The sequence below is a fragment of the Mesorhizobium sp. LNHC252B00 genome, assembly GCF_000502955.1.
Lineage (GTDB): Bacteria > Pseudomonadota > Alphaproteobacteria > Rhizobiales > Rhizobiaceae > Mesorhizobium.
Map to the genome: position 1 here is coordinate 220,022 of NZ_AYWO01000002.1, position 22,634 is coordinate 242,655.

The 22,634-nt window shown below is 61.0% G+C and carries 23 protein-coding genes and 2 pseudogenes; 10 read left to right on the forward strand and 15 right to left on the reverse strand.

The window, feature by feature from the left end; genetic code table 11:
• Positions 1–125: 125 nt before the first annotated feature.
• A complete protein-coding gene (locus X744_RS165600; protein WP_023757373.1) occupies positions 126–1,046 on the forward strand; it encodes a diacylglycerol kinase family protein in 921 nt (306 codons plus the stop codon).
• Positions 1,047–1,075: 29 nt separating this feature from the next.
• Here X744_RS165600 and X744_RS1000000171415 read toward each other — a convergent pair whose 3' ends face one another.
• Positions 1,076–1,249, reverse strand: a complete 174-nt coding sequence (locus X744_RS1000000171415; protein ID WP_023757374.1) for a hypothetical protein — start codon at positions 1,247–1,249, stop codon at positions 1,076–1,078.
• A 137-nt stretch (positions 1,250–1,386) separates the two neighbouring features.
• Here X744_RS1000000171415 and X744_RS165595 point away from each other — a divergent pair, with 137 nt between their 5' ends.
• Positions 1,387–2,919, forward strand: coding sequence for an HWE histidine kinase domain-containing protein (locus X744_RS165595; protein WP_023757375.1), 1,533 nt, complete (start codon positions 1,387–1,389; stop codon positions 2,917–2,919).
• A 65-nt stretch (positions 2,920–2,984) separates the two neighbouring features.
• On the opposite strand, the gene X744_RS165590 is transcribed toward X744_RS165595, so the two are convergent.
• The 3 genes and pseudogenes from X744_RS165590 to X744_RS1000000171420 form a co-directional block, all read right to left on the reverse strand.
• Positions 2,985–3,443 carry a hypothetical protein gene (locus X744_RS165590; protein WP_023757376.1) on the reverse strand — a complete coding sequence of 153 codons (459 nt, stop codon included), beginning with the start codon at positions 3,441–3,443 and terminating at the stop codon, positions 2,985–2,987.
• A gap of 12 nt (positions 3,444–3,455) precedes the next feature.
• Positions 3,456–3,782, reverse strand: a complete 327-nt coding sequence (locus X744_RS165585) for a DUF883 family protein (protein ID WP_023757377.1) — start codon at positions 3,780–3,782, stop codon at positions 3,456–3,458.
• A gap of 127 nt (positions 3,783–3,909) precedes the next feature.
• A pseudogene (locus X744_RS1000000171420) lies at positions 3,910–4,247 on the reverse strand (helix-turn-helix domain-containing protein).
• A 167-nt stretch (positions 4,248–4,414) separates the two neighbouring features.
• On the opposite strand from X744_RS1000000171420, the gene X744_RS165580 reads away from it, so the two are divergent.
• Positions 4,415–4,819, forward strand: a complete 405-nt coding sequence (locus X744_RS165580) for a response regulator (protein WP_050589472.1) — start codon at positions 4,415–4,417, stop codon at positions 4,817–4,819.
• A gap of 42 nt (positions 4,820–4,861) precedes the next feature.
• On the opposite strand, the gene X744_RS165575 is transcribed toward X744_RS165580, so the two are convergent.
• Together X744_RS165575 and X744_RS165570 are read right to left on the reverse strand one after the other, a co-directional pair.
• Entirely contained in the window at positions 4,862–5,413 is a 552-nt protein-coding gene (locus X744_RS165575; RefSeq protein WP_023757381.1) for a sigma-70 family RNA polymerase sigma factor, read from the reverse strand.
• Between the two features lie 3 nt (positions 5,414–5,416).
• A complete protein-coding gene (locus X744_RS165570) occupies positions 5,417–5,620 on the reverse strand; it encodes a NepR family anti-sigma factor (RefSeq protein WP_023757382.1) in 204 nt (67 codons plus the stop codon).
• A gap of 217 nt (positions 5,621–5,837) precedes the next feature.
• On the opposite strand from X744_RS165570, the gene X744_RS165565 reads away from it, so the two are divergent.
• The 6 genes from X744_RS165565 to X744_RS165550 all read left to right on the forward strand — a co-directional run bounded on the left by X744_RS165565 (position 5,838) and on the right by X744_RS165550 (position 9,203).
• Positions 5,838–6,632, forward strand: a complete 795-nt coding sequence (locus X744_RS165565) for a response regulator (RefSeq protein WP_023757383.1) — start codon at positions 5,838–5,840, stop codon at positions 6,630–6,632.
• Between the two features lie 251 nt (positions 6,633–6,883).
• Positions 6,884–7,048 (forward strand): DUF1328 domain-containing protein, encoded by a 165-nt coding sequence (locus X744_RS1000000171425; protein WP_006203859.1) that lies wholly within the window; start codon positions 6,884–6,886, stop codon positions 7,046–7,048.
• A gap of 187 nt (positions 7,049–7,235) precedes the next feature.
• Positions 7,236–8,267 (forward strand): sensor histidine kinase, encoded by a 1,032-nt coding sequence (locus X744_RS165555; RefSeq protein WP_023757384.1) that lies wholly within the window; start codon positions 7,236–7,238, stop codon positions 8,265–8,267.
• Positions 8,268–8,392: 125 nt separating this feature from the next.
• On the forward strand, positions 8,393–8,569 hold the full coding sequence (locus X744_RS1000000174325; protein ID WP_023757385.1) for a hypothetical protein: 177 nt from the start codon (positions 8,393–8,395) through the stop codon (positions 8,567–8,569).
• 124 nt (positions 8,570–8,693) lie between these two features.
• Complete coding sequence (locus X744_RS1000000175895) at positions 8,694–8,828, forward strand: hypothetical protein (protein ID WP_023757386.1); 135 nt, start codon at positions 8,694–8,696, stop codon at positions 8,826–8,828.
• Positions 8,829–8,957: 129 nt separating this feature from the next.
• The gene (locus tag X744_RS165550) at positions 8,958–9,203 is read left to right on the forward strand and encodes a YMGG-like glycine zipper-containing protein (protein WP_023757387.1); all 246 of its coding nucleotides are present in this window, start codon (positions 8,958–8,960) and stop codon (positions 9,201–9,203) included.
• Positions 9,204–9,297: 94 nt separating this feature from the next.
• On the opposite strand, the gene X744_RS165545 is transcribed toward X744_RS165550, so the two are convergent.
• From X744_RS165545 to xylF, 4 genes and pseudogenes are all read right to left on the reverse strand, one after another.
• Positions 9,298–10,944, reverse strand: a complete 1,647-nt coding sequence (locus X744_RS165545; protein WP_023757388.1) for a CHASE domain-containing protein — start codon at positions 10,942–10,944, stop codon at positions 9,298–9,300.
• 152 nt (positions 10,945–11,096) lie between these two features.
• Positions 11,097–11,897: an ATP-binding cassette domain-containing protein gene (locus tag X744_RS165540; protein WP_031259599.1), complete on the reverse strand. Its 801-nt coding sequence runs from the start codon at positions 11,895–11,897 to the stop codon at positions 11,097–11,099.
• 95 nt (positions 11,898–11,992) lie between these two features.
• A complete protein-coding gene (locus X744_RS165535) occupies positions 11,993–13,324 on the reverse strand; it encodes a sugar ABC transporter permease (protein ID WP_023757390.1) in 1,332 nt (443 codons plus the stop codon).
• 144 nt (positions 13,325–13,468) lie between these two features.
• Positions 13,469–14,475: pseudogene (gene xylF, locus X744_RS01000000169225) on the reverse strand (D-xylose ABC transporter substrate-binding protein).
• A gap of 269 nt (positions 14,476–14,744) precedes the next feature.
• On the opposite strand from xylF, the gene X744_RS165530 reads away from it, so the two are divergent.
• The gene (locus tag X744_RS165530; protein ID WP_023757391.1) at positions 14,745–15,989 is read left to right on the forward strand and encodes an ROK family protein; all 1,245 of its coding nucleotides are present in this window, start codon (positions 14,745–14,747) and stop codon (positions 15,987–15,989) included.
• A 136-nt stretch (positions 15,990–16,125) separates the two neighbouring features.
• Here X744_RS165530 and X744_RS165525 read toward each other — a convergent pair whose 3' ends face one another.
• The 5 genes from X744_RS165525 to phoU form a co-directional block, all read right to left on the reverse strand.
• Positions 16,126–17,445, reverse strand: coding sequence for an HlyD family type I secretion periplasmic adaptor subunit (locus X744_RS165525; protein WP_023757392.1), 1,320 nt, complete (start codon positions 17,443–17,445; stop codon positions 16,126–16,128).
• 3 nt (positions 17,446–17,448) lie between these two features.
• On the reverse strand, positions 17,449–19,188 hold the full coding sequence (locus X744_RS165520; protein ID WP_245266415.1) for a type I secretion system permease/ATPase: 1,740 nt from the start codon (positions 19,186–19,188) through the stop codon (positions 17,449–17,451).
• Between the two features lie 64 nt (positions 19,189–19,252).
• Positions 19,253–20,665, reverse strand: a complete 1,413-nt coding sequence (locus X744_RS165515; RefSeq protein ID WP_023757394.1) for a family 16 glycosylhydrolase — start codon at positions 20,663–20,665, stop codon at positions 19,253–19,255.
• Positions 20,666–21,200: 535 nt separating this feature from the next.
• Positions 21,201–21,890, reverse strand: coding sequence for a phosphate regulon transcriptional regulator PhoB (gene phoB, locus X744_RS165510; RefSeq protein ID WP_032906962.1), 690 nt, complete (start codon positions 21,888–21,890; stop codon positions 21,201–21,203).
• Between the two features lie 19 nt (positions 21,891–21,909).
• Positions 21,910–22,617 (reverse strand): phosphate signaling complex protein PhoU, encoded by a 708-nt coding sequence (phoU, locus tag X744_RS165505; RefSeq protein ID WP_023757396.1) that lies wholly within the window; start codon positions 22,615–22,617, stop codon positions 21,910–21,912.
• Positions 22,618–22,634 lie beyond the last annotated feature (17 nt).

Below are 22,634 nucleotides of genomic sequence, written 5' to 3' on the forward strand. Positions count from 1 at the left end.
CTTGGCCGCAGAGCAAGCCGAGCGAATGTCGATTGCTCTCGAGCGGAACCTTTCCCGCTTCGCCGCGTTTCAGCCTGCGGCTGGGTCTGTCCCGGTCCAACCATGGTCGAATAACGGAGCGGGGCATGAAATTTGCAGCGGTGCTGAACCGGGAAGGTGGCACCTTGCGCACAACCGACATTGCCGCTTTCTCCGATAGGATGCATCGGGCGCTGGAGACGGCAGGTCACTCTCTCAGCATCGAGATTGTCGCCGGCAAGGATGTAGTGGAAACGCTCGACAGCGTGGCTTCACGTCGCACTATCGATGTCGTGCTGGCCGGTGGCGGCGACGGGACCATTTCCGCCGCGGCTGCCCGGCTAATGGGCACGAAGAAGGCGCTCGCCATATTGCCGGCAGGTACCATGAACCTGTTCGCGCGCGGGCTGGGTATTCCCCAGACGCTCGATGCCGCGCTTGAATCTTTCGCCGACGGCGAAATCATTGCGGTCGACATGGCGACTGCCAACGGCAGGCCCTTCATCCACCAGTTCTCGATCGGCATACATGCGAAGCTGGTGCAACTGCGCCAAAAGATGGAGTTTGGTTCACGCCTGGGGAAAATCCGCGCCTCGGCCAAGGCGGCCTGGGCCACGATCAACAATCCACCGGCGATGAACGTGACGCTCAGCATCGGCGACGCCGAGATGGCGGCCCGCATTACCGGCATCGGCATCACCAACAATCTGTTCGGCGAAGGCCACTTGCCATATGCCGACAACCCGGCAGGCGGCGTGCTTGGCGTCTATATCACGGTGGCGCAACAGCGCGCCGAACTGGTCAAATTCTTCTTCAATATGGCGCGCGGCAAATGGCGCGACAACGAACATGTCGAAATTCATCAGGCGAACAAGACGGTCCTGAAAATCCATTCGGGGAGCAGCAAGTTTCGCGCCGTGATGGATGGAGAACTGGTCCGTCTCGACCGTGAAACGACGATCGAAATCCACCCTGGCGCACTGAATGTCCTGGTGCCGGCCAGCGTCGCCGAGGCAAAGGCTGCCTGATGCGATCTCTAGCGATGAAGCCCGAAAATCTAGCCGCTCGGCGCACTTCCTTGCTCTGTCGCCGGCGTCTTGACAATTTCACCATAGATCTCGGCGATGCCCCAGGCGGCGAAGGCCAGCAACAGTGCGGCAATCAAAATGCGCAGGCCGTGCCAGCCCCATCGCCCCTGACGCGCTTTGTTTTCGGGAATGATCTTGGGCATGGTCGGTCCTTATCTCGTTTTGCACCAGGTGACGCGTCTGGCACAATATGGTCAGGTAACGGTTCCTCGCTAGGATGGTTCCGGGCCGACGAAGACGGCGCGCCGGCGAGGACGAAGACCGGGCATTGGGGACTTGGGTGAATAGCAAGGCCAAGATAGTGCCGGATTTGCCGGCCGAAGTTGCGTGCGCGGTCGAGGACGAGGACCGGCTGGCCGTGCTGCATGGGCTGGAGATACTGGATACTGCGGCCGACCCGGATTTCGACCGCATCAGCAGTCTTGCCGCGGCGGTGATGCAGGTGCCGATCGCCACTGTCACCCTCCTCGACCATGGGCGGCAATGGTTCAAATCCTGCTTCGGTTTGGACAAGACCGCACCCGCGACCGACACGTCCTTCTGCGCCCATGCGATTGCCGCCGGCCACGAACCGATGGTGGTCACGGATGCAACGACGGATCCCCGTTTCAAGGCCAACCCGCTGGTCACTGGCAAGCACCATGTACGCTTCTATGCCGGCGCGCCGATAATCGTGGCTGGTGCCCGCATCGGCGCGCTGTGCGTGCTCGACAGCAAGCCTCATCCCTTTCCATCCCGCGCCGAGCTCGACCAGTTGAAGGCGCTCGCCGACCTCGCCGCCAGCCTGTTCATCTTGAAGGACGCGACCCGCAGCGGCGCCATCGCCGAGGCTGCACTCGTGCGCGAGGAAAAACGACGCGCCATCGCGCTCGACGCGGCGTCGCTCGCCAGCTGGGCGTGGGACATCCGTACCGACGTCATCGAATGCGACACCTTGCTGACAGAGCTGTTCAACCTGCCGCGCTCAAACCGGCTGCGGGCACGCGACATCCTCACCGCCATCGATCCGCGCGACGTCTACCAGACCGAGACCCGCTTTCGCGATGCCTTGACCGGTAGCGACGACTATTTCGGCGAATACCGGGTGATGGGCATTCATCCGCCACGCTGGCTCGCCACGCGTGGCCGCGTCATCGAGCGAGACGGCGACGGCAAGCCGACGCTGATCTTCGGCGTCAACTACGACATATCGGAGCGCAAGCTTGGCGACGAACGTCAACGGCTGCTGCTGCGTGAGCTCAACCACCGCGTCAAGAACACGCTGGCGACGGTCCAGGCACTGGCGACGCAGACCGTGCGCCATGCCCGCCAGCCGAGCGAATTCCTCGAAGCCTTCGGTGCCAGGCTTCAAGCCCTGGGCATCGCCCACAACCTATTGTCCGACCGCGAGTGGCGTGGCATCGGCATCCGTGAACTCGTCCAGATCGAGGTCAGGCCCTTCGACACGGCCAAACAGGCGCGCCTGACGATCTCCGGCGACGATTTGCTGCTGTCGCCCGACCAGGCCGTAGGGCTCGGCCTGATCCTGCATGAACTGGGTAGCAATGCACTGCAGTACGGATCGCTGTCGGTGGTATCAGGCAGGATTGATCTCGGCTGGAGGAAGCAAGGCAGAAAGGGCGCCCAACGCCTTGTGCTGACCTGGCGCGAAAGCGGCGGCCCGCAAGTCGTCCCGCCTGAGCGGCACGGCTTCGGCTCGATCCTCATCCGCCGCAGCCTTGCCAAGGTCATTGCCAGCGAAGTGACCCACGAGTTCCGACCGGAAGGTGTGTTTGCCGAGATATCGATGCCGCTGGAGGATCTGTCGAAGTAACAGGCCACAATCCCGAAAAGTGGAAGCCGATTTCGGGAAAGATCATGGTCGACAGAAAAACGACCCTATTTCCGCTCGCTCTCGTCCGGATCGTCGGGTTTCACATTCTCGCGGTAGATCGCGTAAGCCGCGAGCGCTACGGCCGGACCCAGAATGAACCCGAGACCGCCTTTTTCCTTGAGCAGCGTCGGCAGCACGGCGAGCGCGGCGGCGATGCCAATTGCTTTCATGTCGGCGTTGCGGCGTTGCGCCCGGCGTCGGGCGCGCGAGCCTGCGGATAGCTGGTAAATCAGCAGAATCAGCCCGGCAAGCACCAAGAAGGCGGCGCCAAAGCCCAGTGCGGCGGCAAGCGACCCGTAGCGCGTCGCCGCCCAGATATAGGCTGCGCCGACCAGAAAACCGAGACCACAGAGCGCGGCCGTCAGAGCCAGCCCATAGACGATTGCCGCCGTGCGCGCCCGGCGCACGGCGGCAACGGCTTCGCCCGACGCCAAGCCGGAAATCAGGGATGCGAGCATTCCCATCAGGGGATGCGACTAGCGACGCGCGAGGAGCGCGAAAAGGAAACCGACGCCGGCAGCGATCGCCAATGACGTCACCGGTTTCTCACGCACGCTTGCCATCATTTGTGCTTCGATATCCTTGGCGTTGCTGCGCAGGCTGTCAAAGGCTGCTTCGCCTTGCGCACGCAGCTGCTCGACGCCTTCCGTGGCTGCACGACGCGCGGTGCCATAGCCATGCTCGCCGGTCTTGGCCAACTGCTTGGTGAGCTTGTCGATATCGGCCTTCAGCTGCCTGATATCGGCTTCGAGGTCCGCATTTGCACGGGCATCGCTTGCGGTCTTTCCTGCGGCAGTTGCCATCGCTTAACTCCCTGTGATTGCTCGATTTCAAACGCACCGCATGTCTCAAGGTTCCGACACCGGGGACAAACTAGCCGAAAACGCATCGGCGCGCACCTCGTCCGCCGACAAGGCAAAAGGCGCCTCGTCAGATCAGCGGCCGGCGCGCCTCGCCTAACCCTTCCCAGCCGGCCAGCCGCTTTAGCCCTTCAGCGTCGATGACTTCGCAGCCGCCGTCGCGCCAGGCGATCAGCTTGCGATCCATCAGTTGGCGGATCGTCTTGTTGGTATGAACCAGCGACAGGCCGAGCGTGTCGGCGATGTGTTGTTGAGTGATCGGTATCTGGATGGAGTGCTTGCCGTTCAGCCCGACGACCTTGGCCCGGACCGTGGCACCGTTATCGACAGCGAGTTGCCCTTTTTGAATTTGCTGACGAAGGCCAGTTCCTGTTTTTCGAACTCGCGGAAAACCGGCAACGGCCGCAACGGGCAGTTCTCGCAGCTATATTGGTGGGTAGAGGGGAGCGACTGCTTTGCGCTGAAAAGCCGCTCTTCGGACGAACTGCATTTCAACGCGTTGCAAGGATTGAGGTTCCGCCGCCGGCCACATGTCTTTTTTAAATGACAGCACGCCAATTAGTGATCATGACTTAATGCGTTTCAAGGAGACATCGCCTGTGCCCACATTGCTTGACGGATTGCGGATTCTCGTTCTGGAGGATGAATTTCTCATCGCCATGGATGTCGAGCAGCTTTGCCGTGACCACGGCGCCGGTGAAGTGGTGATCGCCCGCGATCTGACCGAGGTCGATGGCCGCGAGGTCGCCACACAGTTCGATGCAGCCATTGTCGATCTCATGGTGGCCGGTGCCTCGACACTCGATTTCGCTTCGGGGCTGCGCGCGGCAGGCGTACCTTTCGTATTTGCGACGGGCTATTCGGATGCCGATGAAATCAAGGCAGCCTTTCCAGGCGTCAGGCTGGTCGGCAAACCCTATTCGGGTGAAGACCTGGTGCAAGCGGTGGCGGCGGCCTGCGGACGTGCCTTTTCCGATTGAAACAATATCCCGACCTTGCGGATTGCGGCTGGCGATCGCAGGTCAACTGGCCGGCGTGCCCGTGACCTGGGCAGAAATCGCATCCGGACCATACTCGTCTTCGCCTGATATTTTCAGAATCTCCTGCAAGCGTGTGCGGGCCCGGCTGACCCGGCTCTTGATCGTCCCGACCGCGCATCCGCAGATCTCGGCGGCCTCTTCGTAGGAGAAACCCGACGCACCAATAAGGATGATGGCTTCGCGCTGGTCCTCTGGCAATTGTTCGAGGGCGCCGCGAAAATCCTTCAGGTCGAGCTGGCCATGCTGGGCCGGATGAACGGAAAGCCTGGCCGTCATGATACCGTCGCTGTCTTGCACCTCGCGCCCGCGTTTGCGCATCTGCGAATAGAATTCATTGCGCAAGATGGTGAAAAGCCATGCTTTGAGGTTGGTACCGGGCTGGAAGCTCTCATGCTTGTCCCACGCCTTGACCAGCGTTTCCTGGACAAGATCGTCCGCTTTGTCGGCATTCTGCGTCAGCGACACAGCAAAAGCGCGCAAGCTCGGGATCGCCCCAAGCAGATCGGTCTTGAAGCCTTGGGAGACCGCTGCCATGCCTCAGTCCTTCTTCTGCGCAGGTTCGGCCTGTTCCAGTTGGCTGAGCAACCGGGCGAAGCGATCCGGCACATCGTCAGAGACCAGTTCGTCGTAATATTGTTTGAGTTTGCGTCCGATTTCGGAGTTCGGCCCAAGCGCGTCACCGGAACCGTTCCGGCGCCTGCCCGCGGCGCCAGCCAGAATATCTTTCGTCATATCCTTCATTTTGCCCTTATATTCCAGAAACCAAGCCGCTCACAACGGACTCGACAACGCAAGCGGCCCCCTCTCGTCTGGTTGCCCCATTCCAAACGCTCTCTTCCCGCATTAGTTCCATCAGGGCCGGGAACTTTTTCTCAGGACCGGCGTTGTTTGACTGGGCTTGCAATCGGCTCGATCTGCCATCTATGCAACCACGTCATTCTGAGGGAGACGTACTATCATGAGCTTATCTGCCACCATCGCACCACACCTGCCGTTCCTGCGCCGCTTCTCGCGGGCCGTTTCCGGATCGCAGGAAAGTGGCGACGCCATGGTCGCCGCGATGCTCGAAGCCATCATAGCCGATATCGACATCTTCCCTGAGGCATCGAGCGACCGTATCGCACTGTACAAGGTTTTCGCCAAGCTGTTCACATCGGTCGCCATCCGCGTCCCGCAGGAGCACGCGCAATCGGCGTGGGAACAGCGGGCCGCCGCCAATCTGAATGCGATTGCGCCGCTTCCCCGTCAGGCCTTCCTGCTCGTCGCCGTCGAAGGTTTCAGCGAGGACGAGGCGGCAGAGATACTCGATGTCGGCGACCAGGAATTTTCGGAGCTGCTGGCGCAGGCTAGCAGCGAGATTTCTCGCCAGGTGGCCACCGACGTACTGATCATCGAGGATGAACCGCTGATCGCAATGGACATAGAGGAAATGGTCGAGAGCCTCGGGCACCGCGTCGTCGGAACGGCGCGTACCCATGACGAGGCGGTGACGATGTTCGGCAAGACACGACCGAAGATGGTGCTGGCCGACATTCAGCTTGCCGACGGCAGTTCGGGTATCGAGGCGGTGAACGAGATCCTGTCGTCGACGTCGGTGCCGGTGATCTTCATCACCGCCTTTCCCGAGCGTCTGTTGACCGGCGAACGTCCCGAGCCGGCCTTTCTGGTCACCAAGCCGTTCAATCCCGACATGGTCAAGGCGCTGATCAGCCAGGCGCTGTTCTTCGATCGCCAGGCGAAAGCCGCCGCATAGTCGGGAATTGAGGAGTGGATGAATTGAAGAATTGACGAACCCGAGGCGGTAGCCTCGCTCGCCGATTTTCTCCATATCTTCAATTCATCAATTCTCCAATTCGTGCCGCCTGATGCACGCATCGGGCGGCAACGGCAAATTTCCCCGCGCCCCCAGCTCCGAACGATTTGCAAGCATCGTCTTTTTCGGCAAAGGGTGGAACAAACCGCATCTACCCACGTTTTCATCGCACCATTCGAAGGAGATGGATCATGCTTTACTGGGCGCTCGTATTTCTCGTCGTGGCAATCATCGCCGGCGCGCTTGGTTTCGGCGGTATCGCCGGTACATCTGCTGGCATAGCGCAGATATTGTTTTTCATCTTTCTCGCTTTCCTGATCATTTCGCTTCTTGCGGGTCTTTTCAGACGGGCGTGAGGACCGAGCGATCATCGAGCGAACACTGGAAGCCGCACCCCTCAAACGGTTTCCAGTCACCGCCGGGCGGTATCCTTCAAAGGGCACCGTCCGGCGGACCGCTTTTGGGGGCTCATTTCGGGAAATCTCCTGTGGAACCCATTCAACAGTGAGCCGTTCAGCCTGAGTTGGGTGGACAGGTTGGTCGATGCGTTCCAGAATCGGAAATAGAGAGGACGATGTGCAAAGCGATGAGGTCATCGCCTTGCATCCTGCCGAAAACGGCATGCAGCTTGGTCGGGCTCTTCTCCACGCTTTGCACAATGCAGGCATTTCCGTTCTCTATCAGGATCGCGAGATGAGGACCGTATGGGCGCGCAACATGCGTGCGCCCTGGGTCTCCGATACCGCCGACAGCAATGGCATCCTGCCGGCGGCGCAAGCAGACCGGATTGGCGCGGCCAAACGCGACGTCATTGCATCCGGCAACCCGCAACATCTCGAGATCAGCGTTCCCGCCGAGGATGGCATCCGCTGGTTTCAAGTCTGGATCGATGCCGACCACGGCGATGGCGGCACGGTGCAAGGCGTCGTCACCACGATGGTCGAGACGACCGAGCAGAAACGCCGCGAGCAGACCCTCACGACGCTGTTGCGTGAAGTCAGTCATCGCTCGAAGAATCTGCTGGCGATCATTCAAAGCATAGCCACCCAGACCGGGCGCTACTCCGACGGCATCGGCGATTTCCTGACACGCTTCCGCGGCCGGCTGCAATCACTGGCTTCATCCCAGGATCTCGTGACCTCCTCCAATTGGCGGGGCGCCGCACTTCGCGAACTGGTGTCGGGCCAGGTTGGCCGCTACGGCGGGGATCCGGTTCGCAGCCTGCGTTTTCAGGGGGCAAACCCCTATCTCAATCCCAACGCTGCCCTGCATATCGGCCTCGCCATGCATGAACTCGCCGTCAACTCGGTGAGCTATGGCGCCCTGTCGCGGCCGAATGGGTTTGTCGAGGTTACAGCCAGCCTGACTCCCGACGACACCGGGACCTCCCTGTCTCTGACGTGGGCCGAGACAATCGGAGCCAACGACAACCAGCGTAGCGAGAAGCGCTTCGGCAGCGTCGCACTCGAACGGGTCGTGCCGGCATCGCTGAACGGCACGGCGACGCTCGAAATCGCGGCCGATCGCCTTGAATACCGCCTTGTTGTTCCGCATGGCAATTTCGAGACGGAATGAGCGACCGGCGTTTGCCGGATCCTTAACCGGCTGTTCACCATAAACGTCGATGCTGTTTTTCCGAGATACCGCTGGAACCCGTTGTATCGCCGGACATTTCCGCAGCATGGTGCGGGAGGAATGCCTTGACCGTTGCCGACATGAACAGACTGGAACAGGCGGCTCGTATCTCCATGGGCGAGTTTGAAGATTCCGAGGCGTCCGTGCCGATGCCTCCTATCCCTCAGGCCTCACAGCGCCTTCTCGCCTTAAGTCTGGCTGCGGTCATACTCGCAGTCGTGCTCTTCCAACTGGCCTACTGATAGTCGGCGCCCCGCGCGCCATGCCCTTCATCCTAATGGGTCGCGAAGCCTGCCGTCCAGAACTTTGCCGAGTGAGGACCGTTACTGTGGCAAGAGTGATTCGGGACCGCTGACCGATGCGTCGATGGTCAGGAGCAGGCTCGGCATATCGGGCCTTTCGGTCGGTCCGGCTCCGGAAGACGATTATGGCCAGATCGTCTGGAATGTGCGTTTCGACGGCACTGTCGATGCTTCCCTGGCTATTCCAGCGTCGCGATAGCGTCGAACATGGTACGCCCAGAAAAAGACTCTCTTCACCAACAATAGATTGCAGCAGCAAAGGCCGCCGTTTCATGCTAAATGGTAGCTGGAGCTTGCTAAAGTGGGACACAAAGTGAGGAGTGACTCTATGCGGAAGATGATTATTGCCATGGTTGCGGTAGTGGCGGTCAGTGGCTGCACCTCGACCGAACAGGACGTGGTTGGCGGCGGCTTGATTGGCGCCGGTGTCGGCGGCTTGGTCGGCGGCGGCAAGGGCGCGCTGATCGGCGCGGCCGTGGGTGCCGGTTCCGGCCTGCTGGTGCGCAACCTGCGCAATGGCTATTGCCAGTATCGCGATCATCGCGGCCGGATCTACACGGCTCGCTGCAACTAGTTCGGCGATAATCGAAACGTTGATCCGGAGACCGGTCCGCCGGCCTCCGGATTTTCGTTGTTTGGATGGTTGACTCTGCGCCTGGCGATCGCGCTCAGTTCGCCAGGGGGATTCTGATTTCCACGTTCAGCCCATTGGCCCGGTAATCGCGATGGATCGTGCCGCGCAATTCGCGCGTGACGTTAAGGTCTATCAGCTTGGTGCCGAATCCGGTCTTGGCAGGCGCTTCGAGTTTCTTCTGACCGGTTTCGCGCCAGTTGAGAGCCAGCGTCCTGTCACGCCCGCGTCCTTCGAGCGACCAGTCCACTTTCAGCGCCCAGTCCCCCTTGAGCGAATTGGCCGAATTGCCGGCTTCGCCGTATTTCAGCGCATTCGTCGCCAGTTCGTGAAAGATCAAGCCGAGCGCTTGCGTCGTGTTTTCGTCGAGCAGCACCTGCGGCCCTGACAACAGCCCTTCGGGCAGCTCCTTGCCGAACACCTGGCCAAGCTCGATGCGCAAGAGATCGGCAAGATCGGCCTTTTGCCAGCGCGAGCGCGTCAGCATGTCCTGGGACGCCGCCATCGCCTGGAGCCGGGCCGAGAAGGATGAGGAAAACTCATTGACGTCCGTGGCCCGCGAAGCCGTCTGGCGCGCGATCGCCAGCACCCTGGTGATCGAATTCTTGATGCGATGCTTCATCTCCTGCAGCATCAGGTCTTTTTCGAGCAGGCTCTTTTCCGTCGTCTCGTGCAAGCGCGCCGCCGCCTCATAGGCGCGCTCCTGGTAACGCGCGACCAGCGCGATGGCGCCCGCCAACAACAGGCCGAACAGCCCCAGCATCACCGGAATGGCGCGCGACGAAGGCTGCGAGAAGGCGCTCGTCGGCCGGAACAAAACAGTCCATGGCCGCCCGGCCACAACGATCTTGCGGGTGACCAGCAGCCTGTCGCCGAAGGTCGAAGCCGGTGGCGTTTCCGACCGGAACAGCAGATTGTCGCCGTTCACCGCGCCGTCGCCGTCGTAGATTTCCGTGTTGACCGGCAGCAGCGGCGATCGACTGAGCGCGGTCTGGAACAGATCGCTGGTTCGAAAAGCCGCATAAAGAAAACCCGCCGTGGAGGATCTAGGCACATCGATGGCATCGGGTGCCGTTTCGACATTGAGCCGCACGAAGACGAGGAAGCCGGTGAACGTCTGCGCGGCACCCGTCTCCTGGCCCAGTTGCACCAGCCCGCTGGCGTGCTGCTGGTCATCCAACATCGCCTTTTCAATCGCTGCGCGCCGCACCGGTTCACTGAACATGTCGTAGCCGATGCTGGCCTGGTTGGACGGGTCCAGCGGTTCGAACAGCACGACGGGGGTGCGCCAGGGCTGCGTGGTGTCGGGATAGATTGGATGGTTGACGCCATGGTCGTACTGCATATCGCGTTCGACCGCCGTCTCGTCTCCAGCCTTTGCCAGCCTGAGATAGCCGATGCCGCGCAAGCCGGCAAAATTTCTGTCGACATCGAGCGCTTTGAAGAACGCGTTGAACTCGGCGCCGGAAATATCGCCGTTGCGGGCATCGAACAGGGCCTGTGTCGAGCGTAGCAGCGACAAATGCAGGTCGATGCGGCTCTCGATCCGGTTGAGCGCGTCGTCGGCAGTCGCTTCGAACTTGATGCGGGCGGCCTCTTGCGTCGCGAAATAGGCGAACCCCGCCATCGTCATGCTGATCAGCGCGACGGCGATGAACGCGACGGTTGGAAAAAGCTTCTTCAACGGATGATGCGGTCCATGAGCATGTCGAGCCTTTTATGGGGAAGTCGCCGTGCCAATACAATGGCAAGGACAAGCCATCCTGACGGCTGGCACATCGGATGGTCCGGACCCGGCACATTCCTCGGGTCAGGCGGCATCGCTACCGGCAAGCCTCAAGCGGCGATCTTCAGCGCGCCCGGTCCAGGAATGGCACCAGGCGGGCATTTGCCCAAAATGATCATGCCGAGCACCTCATCCTGGGTCACGTCCGTAGTGCGGGCGGTGCCGACGACCTGGCCGTTCTTCATGACGCAGACCCGATCGGCAAGGTCGAACACATCGTGGATGTCGTGGCTGATCAGGAAGATGCTGATGCCGTCGGATTTGAGCTGCTTGACCAGTTCGCCGACCTGCGCCGTCTCCTGCGGGCCAAGCGCCGCCGTCGGCTCGTCCATGATCAGGATGCGCGCGTTGAACAGGATAGCGCGCGCGATCGCCACCGACTGCCGCTGGCCGCCCGACAGCTTGATCACTGGCTCCTTGAAGCGCTGGAAGCGCGGATTGAGCCGGCCCATCACCTTACGCGCCTCGGCCTCCATGGCAACGTCGTCGAGCGTACCCCAGGCGGTCATCAGCTCCCGTCCGAGGAACAGATTGGCTGCGGCGTCGACATTGTCGGCCAACGCCAGTGTCTGATAGATCGTCTCTATGCCGTATTTCTTGGCGTCGCGCGGATTGGAGATAGCTGCCTCCTCGCCGTTGACGAAGATCTGGCCCGCATCGCGTTTGTAAGCGCCGGACAGGATCTTGATCAATGTCGACTTGCCGGCGCCGTTGTGGCCAAGCAGCGCCACGACCTCGCCGGGAAAAAGATCGATCGAGGCGTCGTCGACGGCGCGGATGCCGCCGAACGCAATTGAGATGTTGCGCATGTCGATCAGCGCGGTGTCCGCGGGGTCGATTTTGTCAGCCATGATCGTTTCTCCCGATAGTTCCTGCTTGAGCATGATCTCTGGACAAACGATTTCCGTTTGTCCGAGAAAACCGTTTTCACTTCTCGGGATCATGCTCAGACCCGCTTGCGATAGACGGTATCGAGCCAGACGGCGATGACCAGCACGGCGCCAACGACGATGCTCTGCAGCGGCGAGTCGATGCCAAGCAGCACCATGCCGGACTGCAGCGACTGCATGAGCAGCGCGCCGAGCATGGCGCCGAGCACCGTTCCGGAGCCGCCGGCAAGCGAGGTGCCGCCGATGACGGCGGCGGCGATCACCAGCAACTCGTCCAACGTGCCCAGCGCATTGGTCGCCGCGTTGAGGCGGGCCGACGAGATCGCCGCGCTGATCGCGGCCAGCACGCCCATGATCATGAACACCTTCATAGTCACCCAGCGCGTGTTGATGCCGGCGAGATTGGCGGCCTCCGGATTGCCGCCGATTGCAAAGACGTAGCGACCGAAACGGGTGCGCCTGGTGATGAAAGTCATGACGATGCCGACCGCGACCGCCATCAGCACCGGTATGGCGACGCCGTGGGCGATGAACAGCCCACCTTCGGGAATGGTGATGCCGTTCTGCTGCGCATACTGGCGCACGATGCCGATTGGCCACGGATAGGAATTAGCGATCCAGACGGCCCCAAGGATGGCCGCACAGGTGACCACGCCGAGGAAGATCTCCGCCCAGACGGGCCGCAGTGGAAAGTTGAACCGTTTGCGCTGCGAGCGGCCGTTGAGCAGCGCGAAAGCGACAGCCACGCAAGCGACGACGCCGATGATCCAGCTGGCGGTGGCGCCGACCGAGCCCCGCGGCCCGCCGCCCATCAGCTGGAAGGTGGCGTCAAGCGGCGCGACCGTGCGCCCGTTGGTGATCAGCCATGCCATGCCGCGCCAAACCAAAAGACCGCCCAGCGTCACGATAAAGGCAGGAACCTCAAGATAGGCGATGATGAAGCCCTGGAAGGCGCCGATCGCAAGGCCGAGCACCACACCGGCGGCCAGGGCGATGATCCAGAGCCAGGGATTTCCAAGTTGGAAGCCGATGACACGAATGAGGAATTCGGCTTGCGCCACGCCCATGATCATACCGATCACGCCTTCGACGGAACCAACCGAAAGGTCGATGTTGCGCATGACGATGACCAGCACCATGCCGGTTGCCATGATCGCGACCGAGGAGGTCTGCACCGACAGGTTCCAGAGATTGCGCGGCGTCAGGAAAAGTCCGCCCGACAAGATGTGAATGCCAACCCAGATGACCAGCAACGCACCAACCATGCCAAGCATGCGCGTATCGAGTTCGGTTGCCTTGAGGAAGCGTCCGACAGTGCTCAGTTCGGACGCACGCGCCTGGTCTGCGGGGGTATTTGCAGCAGGTAGGTTGGACGTCGTGTCGGTCATGATTTCCTCCCAACCGGCGGGCCGTCTGACGCGAATACCGGAACCAGCCTAGAAGCTATCCGCGTGATGCGGAAACACAAATCTTTTTGAGAAAACGCCGCGGCTTTTGGGCCGCGGCGTTGAGAATGCAGAGAGAGCCCAGCTTTAGTTGCAGGCTGCGACGGTGCCGGCGGCGACGCCCGCGCAGACCTCGTCCTTCTTGATCCAGCCGGCGTCGATGACGACGTTGAGATTGTCCTTGGTGATGGCAACCGGGGTCAGGAACAGCGACTTGACAGTATTGCCGCCCGGCGTCGTGAAGTCCTTGGCGCCGGCAATGTCGCCCGTCTTCTTGCCATCGGCAAGCTGCGAGGCGATCTCGGCGGCGTTCTTGCCGAGTTCGCGCGCGTCNTGCGGTTCAGCGCGGCGTGGTCGCCGTCCTGACCCGAGACCGGCACGGTGCCGGCCAACCCTTGAGCCGTCAGCGCCGCCACGACGCCGCCGGCGGTGCCGTCATTGGCCGCGACCACGGCATCGACCTTGTTGTCGTTGGCGGTCAGGAACTGTTCCATGTTCTTCTGGGCATTGGCTGGCAGCCAGCCGTCCGTATAGGCCTCGCCGACATTCTTGATCTTGCCGCTGTCGATGGCTTCCTTGAGCACTTCCATCGAGCCCGCGAACAGGAAGTCGGCATTCGGATCGGCACCCGAGCCCTTGATGAAGACATAGTTGCCTTCCGGCTTGACCTTGAACACTTCGCGGGCCTGCATGCGGCCGACTTCCTTGTTGTCGAAGGTCAGATAGAAGACGTCCTTGTTCTCGATCAGCCGGTCATAGCCGACGACCGGAATGCCTTCGTCCAGCGCCTTCTGTACCGCCGGGCCGATAGCCGAGGCATCCTGCGCCAGGATGATCAGCGAATTGGCGCCCTGCGAGATCAGGCTCTCGACATCGGTAAGCTGCTTGCCGGGATTGGACTGCGCGTCGGCGGAGATGTACTTGTCGCCGGCTGCCTCGATCGCCGTCTTCATGGCGGCCTCGTCGGTCTTCCAGCGCTCTTCCTGGAAGTTGGACCACGAAACGCCGATGACCTTGTCCTTCGCCTGCGCGACTGACGCGAGCGTCAGCGACATGGCGACACCCGCCAGGATGGCGGCTGTGAATCTTTTCATATTATCCTCCCTGCGCCGCGTATGGCGCGACCAAACTGACCCTAAGGCCGGCACAAAGGCTCTATTTTTTCGAGCCTCGAAAAAATACTGATCCAACACCCGAACGCTGTCAACATCGATTCTGAGGGATTTTGATGTGTCTGCGAATTTTTTTCGAGCTCCGGAATAAATAAATGACAGGCCGGGCGGCTTCTGCCAGTATTTGACAGCGTTGCCGACAGCGTTCGAGGGGACGGAGAACCGCGGCGACCGGGAGGACTTGAACAGACATGTCGGTCGGAATCCGCCACGACGATTTGCGCCGGCGCAACCGGGCGATGGTGATCGCCGCTGTCCGCCGCGCCAGACAGCCTTCACGCACCGAGATCGCCGCAACCACGGGCCTCAGCCACTCGACCATATCGGCGATCTCCTCCGACCTGATCGGTGAAGGCATCCTGACAGAAAGCAAGCCAAGCGAGGCCGGCTCGCTCAAACGTGGCCGGCCCCAGGTCGGGCTCAGCCTCAACCCGGAAGCGGCAGCGGTGATGACCGTGGTGCTGTCGCTGAATTTTCTCTCCGTCGCCGTCATCGACTATGCGGGCCAGGTGATATCAGAGGAACAGCGCCGGCTGGACACGTTGACCATAGCGCGCGACGCGCTGATCGGCGAATGCACGGCAATCGTGCGGCGTCGTTTCGAAGATCCCGATCTTGACGTTCACAGGATCGCCCGCATCGCGCTGGCGATCCAGGGCATCACCGACACCCGTGCTCGCGCCATGCTGTGGTCGCCAATCACGCCGCACACCGATATCGCCTTCGCCGACATCCTCGAAGACGAGTTCGGCATCCCCGCCACCATGGAGAACGACTGCAACATGATGGCGATCGCGCTGCGCTGGCGCGATCCCGATCGCTACCGCAACGATTTCATCGCCATCCTTTTGTCGCACGGCATCGGCATGGGCCTGGTGCTGAAAGGCGAATTGTTCACCGGCACCCACTCGTCGGGCGGCGAGTTCGGTCATATGATCCATCGGCCGAACGGCGCGCTCTGCCGCTGCGGACGGCGCGGCTGCGTCGAGGCCTATGCCGGCAACTACGCCATCTGGCGCAATGCAAGGCAATTGGGTGAGGACGCGGAACCCGTCGCCGATGTCAGCGACGCCGACATGCGCTCGCTGGCGGCTGTGGCCCGCGAAAGTGACGGGCCCGAACGGGAGGCCTATCGCAAGGCCGGCGAAGCCCTCGGCTACGGTCTCGGCAGCCTTTTCGCGCTGATCGATCCGGCGCCCGTCGCCATGGTCGGCGTCAGCGCCGCCGCCTTCGACCTGATCGAGCCGGCATTGCGCAAGGCCATCGCCCAGACCGCCGGCGGCCAGCATTCCGAATGGATTTCCTTCGAGGCCGAGCCGAACGAACTGCCGCTGATCCGCGAAGGCTGCGCCATGCGGGCACTGACCTTCGTCGACCAGGAGATTTTTGCGCCAGGTGTGCTGGCGAGAGGGAGCGCCGGAAAGAGTGTCGCGTGAGACCAGGGTCAAAAGCCAATAATTGTGAACAGCCGAGTTCGACGCTAGGCGGAAGTTAGCACGTCCTCGGTTGAACTCTCACAGCCAAGTCCCTTGCAGTCATTGCTGCGCCGATCGATTGCGCGGTCCGCGACATCTACCGCTCCGTGAAAGCGCGAGCGAAGGAATCGCGCATTGGCCGTGCGAGATACTCGAAAAAGCTCCGGTCGCCAGTACTTATGAACGCTTCTACCGGCATTCCAGGATAGAGCTGCTCCGCTTTCACGCCGGGCGGCAAGGCGGAGGCAATTTTCAGCTTCGCGCGGAAATACGCTTCATGCGTAACCTGGTCGATGAGCCGGTCTGCGGAAACCTGTGTCACGATGGCTGAAATCTCAGGCGTGAGCCGCATGTTCAACGCTGATAGTCGCAGTCTTGCCGGCTGGCCGACACGAACCTGGTCGATGTCTTTCGGCGGCAGCCGTGCATCGACGACCAGACCCGATGTCGTAGGCAGAATCTCCATGATCTTCTCGCCGGGGGCAATCACGCTGCCCTTGGAATTATAGGTGGACGACACCACGATGCCCGCTGCCGGTGCCTTGATCGTCGTCCGCCGCAGCACTGCCTCGGACGCCCGCATCTGTTCGTCGATGTCGGCCAGCGAAGACCGTACCTCGTCGAGCTTCGTCAGGGCTTCCTCCACGCGTTGCGTGGTCAGGCGCTCGATTTGCTCCTGGGCTTCGACGATCTGGGTGTTGGCCGCTGCAAGATTTGCCTCCAGCGCCCCTGCCTGCCCGACGAGATCGGCTTCGCTGCGCAAAAGCTGCGAATATTCAGTGCGATTGGTGAGGCCTTTGTCCAGCAGATTGGTCTTGATGCCGAGCTCTTTCTTCACCACTTCGGCCTGTTGCTGGACGGCCAGTTTCTGGGCTTGCAATCCGACGACAGACTGGCGATGCATGGCAACCCGCTGCGCGAGGATCGATTGTTCCGATCGAAACCGGGCGAGCCTGGCATTGAATTCCTTCTGCTGTTCTCGAACCAGAATCTCGAAATCGTCCTGGAACGGTGCTGGCGCGGCCCCCGTGATTGGCGCAAGCTGGTCCAATCCGTCGCGTTCCGCCTCCAGCCGCGAGGCGCTCGCCTTCAACGCGATCGACTGTCTCGTCAGCCGGTTGAGCTCGGCTTGCGCGGCCGTTCTATCCAGCAGGATCAGATCCTGGGCCTGCTGCACGCGATCGCCTTCATGGGCGAGCAACGCTTGAATGATACCGCCCTCAGGATGCTGAATGAGGATGTTTCCGCCTGTCGCCGAGATTGTGCCTTGCGTGATGACCGCGCCGGACAACGGTGCACTGACCGCCCAATAGCCAAAACAACCTATCAATATCGCTGTTGCCGCATATCCGGCGAAAGCCACCCGCCGGATGTCGGTGCGCGCTTTGCCTTCCCAGACGAGACTCTGTGCTGCCATCTTCTAGGATCCAAAGCGGACGTTATGAGGGGTGCTGCGGATCGTCGTTACAAAGGACCCTGTCACCGCCATGCTGCGCTTCGGGGGAAGGCCGATGCCGGCGATCGGCTGCCGCAACACGTCGCCGCTTGGACCGAAGGCTTCGATCACTCCACTGCGCAGAAGCATCACGCGGTCGCAGGCTGCGGCGACCGAAGGGCGGTGCGTTATCACGATCGTCGTAACGCCCGCTCCTTTCGCCGCGGCAAGCACGTCTTCGAGCGCGGCTTCGCCGCTGCCGTCGAGATGTGTGCTGGGCTCATCCAGCACAAGAATACGCGGATTGCCGTAAAAGGCGCGCGCCAGCCCGATCCTTTGGCGTTCGCCGCCCGACAGTGTTCTGTCCGACGGACCTATTCCGGTCTGGTAGCCATCGCGCAGCGCCAGTATCAGTTCATGCGCCTGGGCACGTTTTGCCGCTTCGACGATAGAGGCGTCACTTGCATCAGGTTCAAAGCGGGCGACATTTTCCGCGATTGATCCGGGAAAGAGCTCCACCTCCTGAGCGAGATATCCGATATGACGGCCAAGCTGCTTCTCGTCCCAGTTTCTGAGGTCGGCGCCGTTTATCCTGACGCAGCCGCTGGTCGCTTGGATCGCACCGACAAGCAATCTTGCCAGGGTGGACTTGCCGGCCCCGCTTGGACCTATTATCGCAACCGCTTCGCCGGCGCCGATCTGGAAGTTCAGTCGCTTGATGATGGGTTCGGTGCCGGGCGTGGCGTTCGGAGCGACAAGGATCAGCCCCTGCACGACAATTTCGCCCGACGGATCCGGCAAGGTCAGTTTTCGCGCGTGTGCCGGATGGGCGGAAAGCGCCTTGTCCAACCGCTTCCACGATCGTCTGGCGTCGACGATCTGCCGCCATGAACCGATCAGTTGATCGAGCGGCTGCAGCGCGCGGGACGACACCAGGGAAGACGCGAAGATCATCCCTGCCGTCATCTTCCCTTGCAGCACGAGCCATGCTCCAACGCCCAGTATCGCCAGCTGAAGGATCATGCGTACGGCTCGCGATGTTCCGCTGAAGATCGCGTTGGCCGTGGACGAACGGTCATGAAGAACTAGCGCCTCCGCCACGTGCCTGCCCCAGACGCGCGCGGCGTTTTGGACCATACCCATAGCGAGCAGCGTCTCCGCGTTGCGGGCAAAGGCCTGCTCCGACAGGCTGGCGACAGCCGAACGTTCCGCGGACAAAGCGTCGTTCCTGCCGACGGCGAGCTGATTTGCCAGGACCAGCGTAAGCAACAGCGCAACCCCTGCCAGCGTAAGCCAAAACAGAAAGGGATGGATGAGGTACAGCAGGGTGAGGAAGAAGGGAGCAAACGGCAGGTCGAACAAGACCGCCACGCTGCGTGACCTGATGAAGGCGCATATCGAGGCAAGGTCGCGCAGTGGAGACATGGCTGCGCCGCCGGCGTACTTGGCTTCAAGCGAGACGGCGAATGTCCTCGCACCCAGTCTGTCGTCGACAGTGGCTGCAACGCGCTGCGTGTAGATGGAGCGGACCGCATCGAGGAGACCGAGAAAGGCTAGCGCGAGAACCGCGATAGCCGACAGGTAGAACAGCGTCTCGACGCGGTAGGAAGGCAGGACGCGGTCATAGACCTGCAACAGATAAAGGGGGATCACCAACAGCAGGATGTTGATGAGGAACGAGAAAGCACCGACATCGGCGATGGCGCGCCTGAAAACTGCCCGCAAACTGGACTCTCCAATCATCCCCGCGCTCCCTGACGGCTAATGGCCTCAAACATGAAGCCGCCGCTTAGACCGAGTGGTCGCTTGCCATGTCCAAGGGTTGGTCCAGCGTATAGGCGTGGATATAGTCGATTTTCATCTCCGCTGGAGTAGCCAGATGGTCAGGAGGCTGGCCGGCAATGCCGCCCACCGCGAGATTGGCCAGTATGTACATGGGGTCGTGCATGTCGGACGGCGTCGCCGCTTGGGCGACCTTCACACCGTCATAGGTCCAGACAAGCTCATCCTTTGTCCAGAGCAGGCCATAGGTGTGGAAACCGTCAGTGTCCGCAACGTTCACGGTGGACGAAACCTTCGTGTGCTCTCCCGTCTCATTGGTGTGCGCTGTCATGAAAAGCGTGTTCGGATCCTGACCGCGCGTTTCGACGACGTCCAGCTCCGGCGGCCACGATCCGTCTTCCGGAAGCAGCCAGAAGGCCGGCCAGGCTCCGGCCGTTTCGGGCAGGTCCGCCCGCATTTCGAAATAGCCGTAGGTTTGCGCGAAGGTGTCGTGGGTCGTCAGTATCCCCGATGTGTATTCGTAGTTGTTGATCAGAGGCTTGATGTCCTCCGGCGCCTGCGCGGCGGTGATGGTGAGGACGCCGTTTTCAACGCTGAACGGGTGGACGGAACTCGTCGGCCCGTAATTGGCGTCGATATACCATTGCAACTCGCCATTGCTGCTCAATGTGCTGCCGTTCGGCGCGCCCCACGAGAAATTGGAATTCCACGTGCCGTCCTGCCCGTCCCGAAGGCTCAGCGTGTTGAATTCGTCGGAGAAGGACAGCGTCATTCCGGACTTGTCTATCGGCAGTTCGAACTGGGTGGGCTGCAACTTGTCGATGGTCGTATTCTTGAACACCAGGATCTCGTCAGATCCGAGGTTCAGCATCACGTTCGATTCCACCTGAACCATCTGCGAACGGACGGCGTCGAACGAAGTGAAGTCATAGCCGTTAAGGCGCACCACATCGGTCGCACCGAAATCGAAGATAAGATCGCTCCCATTTCCTTTGGAGATGGCGAAAGTGTCGGCGCCGTCACCGCCGATCAGGACATCATTTCCCTTGCCGCCATCCAGCGTCTGATGACCCGACCCGCCCTTGATGATGTTGTCCAACGCATTTCCGAACGCATATCGATTGGCGCCGGTAACGACCAGGTTCTCGAAATTGTCGGGGAGCTTGTAGCTCATCCAGGTGTCGATCGTGTCGATCCCGGCCCCGGGATCTTCGACCGCCTTATTGTTGGTGGAATAGAGGTGATAGTAGTCATCGCCGGCGCCACCGTACATCGTGACATAGACGCCGGTGTCTCCCCAGAAGGAGTCGTTGCCTGAAGTGCCATGCAGTTCGGCCCCGGCTCCGGTTGCCGAGAACCAATGACTGGACGCGCCGGTGTAGGGAAGAGGAATACCTTTGGCGTTTAAGACCGTGCTCATCAGAAATCCTTCCTCTTTAGTGTCCGACCTGGTCAAATCATTCGGCGCAGCGTCCGGCGACCGCTTTCAAAGCAACGTTGCAACGAACGAGATCGTTCCCGCGGAATCATCATCAGATCCAAGATCGTATTGACTATTCGGAGCACATACAATCAATAAAGAAGAGGGAAACTCGCTCTTAGTCGGATGCAATTTTTAATAAAATTGCGAATTTATGCGAAACCACATCCTCTAGCGGGCACATAGCCATATTAGTTCAAATTGTTTCTTGAGGCGCGCGACTTTGATCGGAGGTCTGCGGGCAAGATAGCAATGTGACCAACTAAAGTGTCACGGGCCGTGCTTCCTGCGGCCAGCCTGGCAGAAAAGCGAATTGGGAGATCGGAAGGCAATCGCCAGCCAGTCAAGGTACGCGCGAGCCCGCGACCGCGAAGGGCAGTTTAGACTTCGATGCCGCCTGCTTGAATGTCTGCCATCGCGTGGCCATTGGCGACGACCTGCTGATCGAATTTGAACCTTGGTTCCGATCTATCGGCTAGTCTTCCCTGATCGCGTAGCCTGCGCCCCGAATGGTGCGGATGACGTCGGGCATGCGGCCGTTGTTGACGGCTTTGCGCAGCCGCCCGACATGCACGTCTACCGTGCGTTCGTCGATGTAGATCGTTTCGCCCCAGACGTTGTCGAGCAGCTGGCTGCGCGAGAACACGCGGCCGGGATGGCGCATCATGAATTCGAGCAGGCGGAATTCGGTCGGCCCGAGCCGGATCTCGCTCTTCTTGCGATAGACCCGGTGCGATTCTCGATCGAGCACGATGTCGCCGACCTTCAGCACGCTGGACAGCAGTTCCGGCTTGGCACGGCGCAGCAGCGCCTTGACCCTGGCCATGAACTCCGGTGTCGAAAACGGCTTTACCAGATAATCGTCGGCGCCGGTCGAGAGGCCCCGCACGCGATCGCTCTCCTCGCCGCGCGCGGTCAGCATGATGATCGGCAGCCGCTCGGTCTCGGGACGCATTCGCAGGCGCCGGCAGAGTTCGATGCCGGAGACCGCCGGTACCATCCAGTCGAGCACCAGAAGGTCAGGCACGTTCTCCTGCAGCCGGATCTCGGCCTCGTCGCCGCGCGTCACGACCTCGACCTGATAGCCCTCGGACTCCAGATTGTAACGGAGCAGCACGCCTAGCGGCTCCTCGTCCTCCACCACCATGATGCGTGGCGCGATCATCGGCTGGTTACCCCTGTCGTCATGCCGCGGGCGCGGACATTGTCGTCTCGTCCTGTTTCGGACGATTGGCCGGCAGCTGCGTGCCGGTCAAAACATAATAGGCATTTTCCGCGATGTTGGTGACATGGTCGCCGATGCGCTCGAGGTTCTTGGCGCAGAACAAAAGATGCGTGCACGCGGTGATGTTGCGCGGGTCTTCCATCATATAGGTGAGAAGCTCGCGGAACACGGAGGTGTATTTGACGTCGATGCGTTCGTCGTCGGCACGCAGTTTCGCCAGCGCGGCGGCGTCACGCGCCGCATATTCCTCGATGACGCCCTGCACCTGGATCAGCACCAGTTGTGCCATTCCATCGATCGAGTGCGAAAGGTCGCGCGGCGTGACGCTGAGGCCGACAGTGCCGACACGCTTGGCGATGTTCTTGGCAAGGTCGCCGATGCGTTCGAGATCGCCGGCCATGCGGATAGAACCGACGACATGGCGCAGATCATCGGCCATCGGCTGCCGCTTGGCGATCAGCGTGATTGCGCGGTCGTCGAGCTCGCGCTGGCGCGCGTCCATGATCGCATCATCGGAGACGACGCGCTGTGCCAAGGCGTTGTCGGAATTCAAGAGCGCCTTGGTCGCACCGCCGACCATCGAGCTGGCGAGATCGCCCATGTCGCTGATGAGCTTGCTGATCTGACCGAGATCCTCGTCGAAAGAAGCGACTGTATGTTCGCTCATGATCCTGTTCCTCGTAT

What these genes read in the sequence shown, in the direction of transcription:
- X744_RS165575 (WP_023757381.1), bottom strand. Translation starts at nt 5,413, where the DNA reads ATGGCAGCGGTCTCCCAAGGCTTCAAGACCGATCTGCTTGGGGCGATC.
- X744_RS1000000171415 (WP_023757374.1), bottom strand. Translation starts at nt 1,249, where the DNA reads ATGCCCAAGATCATTCCCGAAAACAAAGCGCGTCAGGGGCGATGGGGC.
- X744_RS165550 (WP_023757387.1), top strand. Translation starts at nt 8,958, where the DNA reads ATGCGGAAGATGATTATTGCCATGGTTGCGGTAGTGGCGGTCAGTGGC.
- X744_RS1000000175895 (WP_023757386.1), top strand. Translation starts at nt 8,694, where the DNA reads ATGGTCAGGAGCAGGCTCGGCATATCGGGCCTTTCGGTCGGTCCGGCT.
- phoB (WP_032906962.1), bottom strand. Translation starts at nt 21,890, where the DNA reads ATGATCGCGCCACGCATCATGGTGGTGGAGGACGAGGAGCCGCTAGGC.
- X744_RS165565 (WP_023757383.1), top strand. Translation starts at nt 5,838, where the DNA reads ATGAGCTTATCTGCCACCATCGCACCACACCTGCCGTTCCTGCGCCGC.
- X744_RS165525 (WP_023757392.1), bottom strand. Translation starts at nt 17,445, where the DNA reads ATGGCAGCACAGAGTCTCGTCTGGGAAGGCAAAGCGCGCACCGACATC.
- X744_RS165540 (WP_031259599.1), bottom strand. Translation starts at nt 11,897, where the DNA reads ATGGCTGACAAAATCGACCCCGCGGACACCGCGCTGATCGACATGCGC.
- X744_RS165530 (WP_023757391.1), top strand. Translation starts at nt 14,745, where the DNA reads ATGTCGGTCGGAATCCGCCACGACGATTTGCGCCGGCGCAACCGGGCG.
- X744_RS165600 (WP_023757373.1), top strand. Translation starts at nt 126, where the DNA reads ATGAAATTTGCAGCGGTGCTGAACCGGGAAGGTGGCACCTTGCGCACA.
- X744_RS165515 (WP_023757394.1), bottom strand. Translation starts at nt 20,665, where the DNA reads ATGAGCACGGTCTTAAACGCCAAAGGTATTCCTCTTCCCTACACCGGC.
- X744_RS165590 (WP_023757376.1), bottom strand. Translation starts at nt 3,443, where the DNA reads ATGGGAATGCTCGCATCCCTGATTTCCGGCTTGGCGTCGGGCGAAGCC.
- X744_RS1000000171425 (WP_006203859.1), top strand. Translation starts at nt 6,884, where the DNA reads ATGCTTTACTGGGCGCTCGTATTTCTCGTCGTGGCAATCATCGCCGGC.
- X744_RS165555 (WP_023757384.1), top strand. Translation starts at nt 7,236, where the DNA reads ATGCGTTCCAGAATCGGAAATAGAGAGGACGATGTGCAAAGCGATGAG.
- X744_RS165585 (WP_023757377.1), bottom strand. Translation starts at nt 3,782, where the DNA reads ATGGCAACTGCCGCAGGAAAGACCGCAAGCGATGCCCGTGCAAATGCG.
- X744_RS165570 (WP_023757382.1), bottom strand. Translation starts at nt 5,620, where the DNA reads ATGAAGGATATGACGAAAGATATTCTGGCTGGCGCCGCGGGCAGGCGC.
- phoU (WP_023757396.1), bottom strand. Translation starts at nt 22,617, where the DNA reads ATGAGCGAACATACAGTCGCTTCTTTCGACGAGGATCTCGGTCAGATC.
- X744_RS165535 (WP_023757390.1), bottom strand. Translation starts at nt 13,324, where the DNA reads ATGACCGACACGACGTCCAACCTACCTGCTGCAAATACCCCCGCAGAC.
- X744_RS165580 (WP_050589472.1), top strand. Translation starts at nt 4,415, where the DNA reads ATGCGTTTCAAGGAGACATCGCCTGTGCCCACATTGCTTGACGGATTG.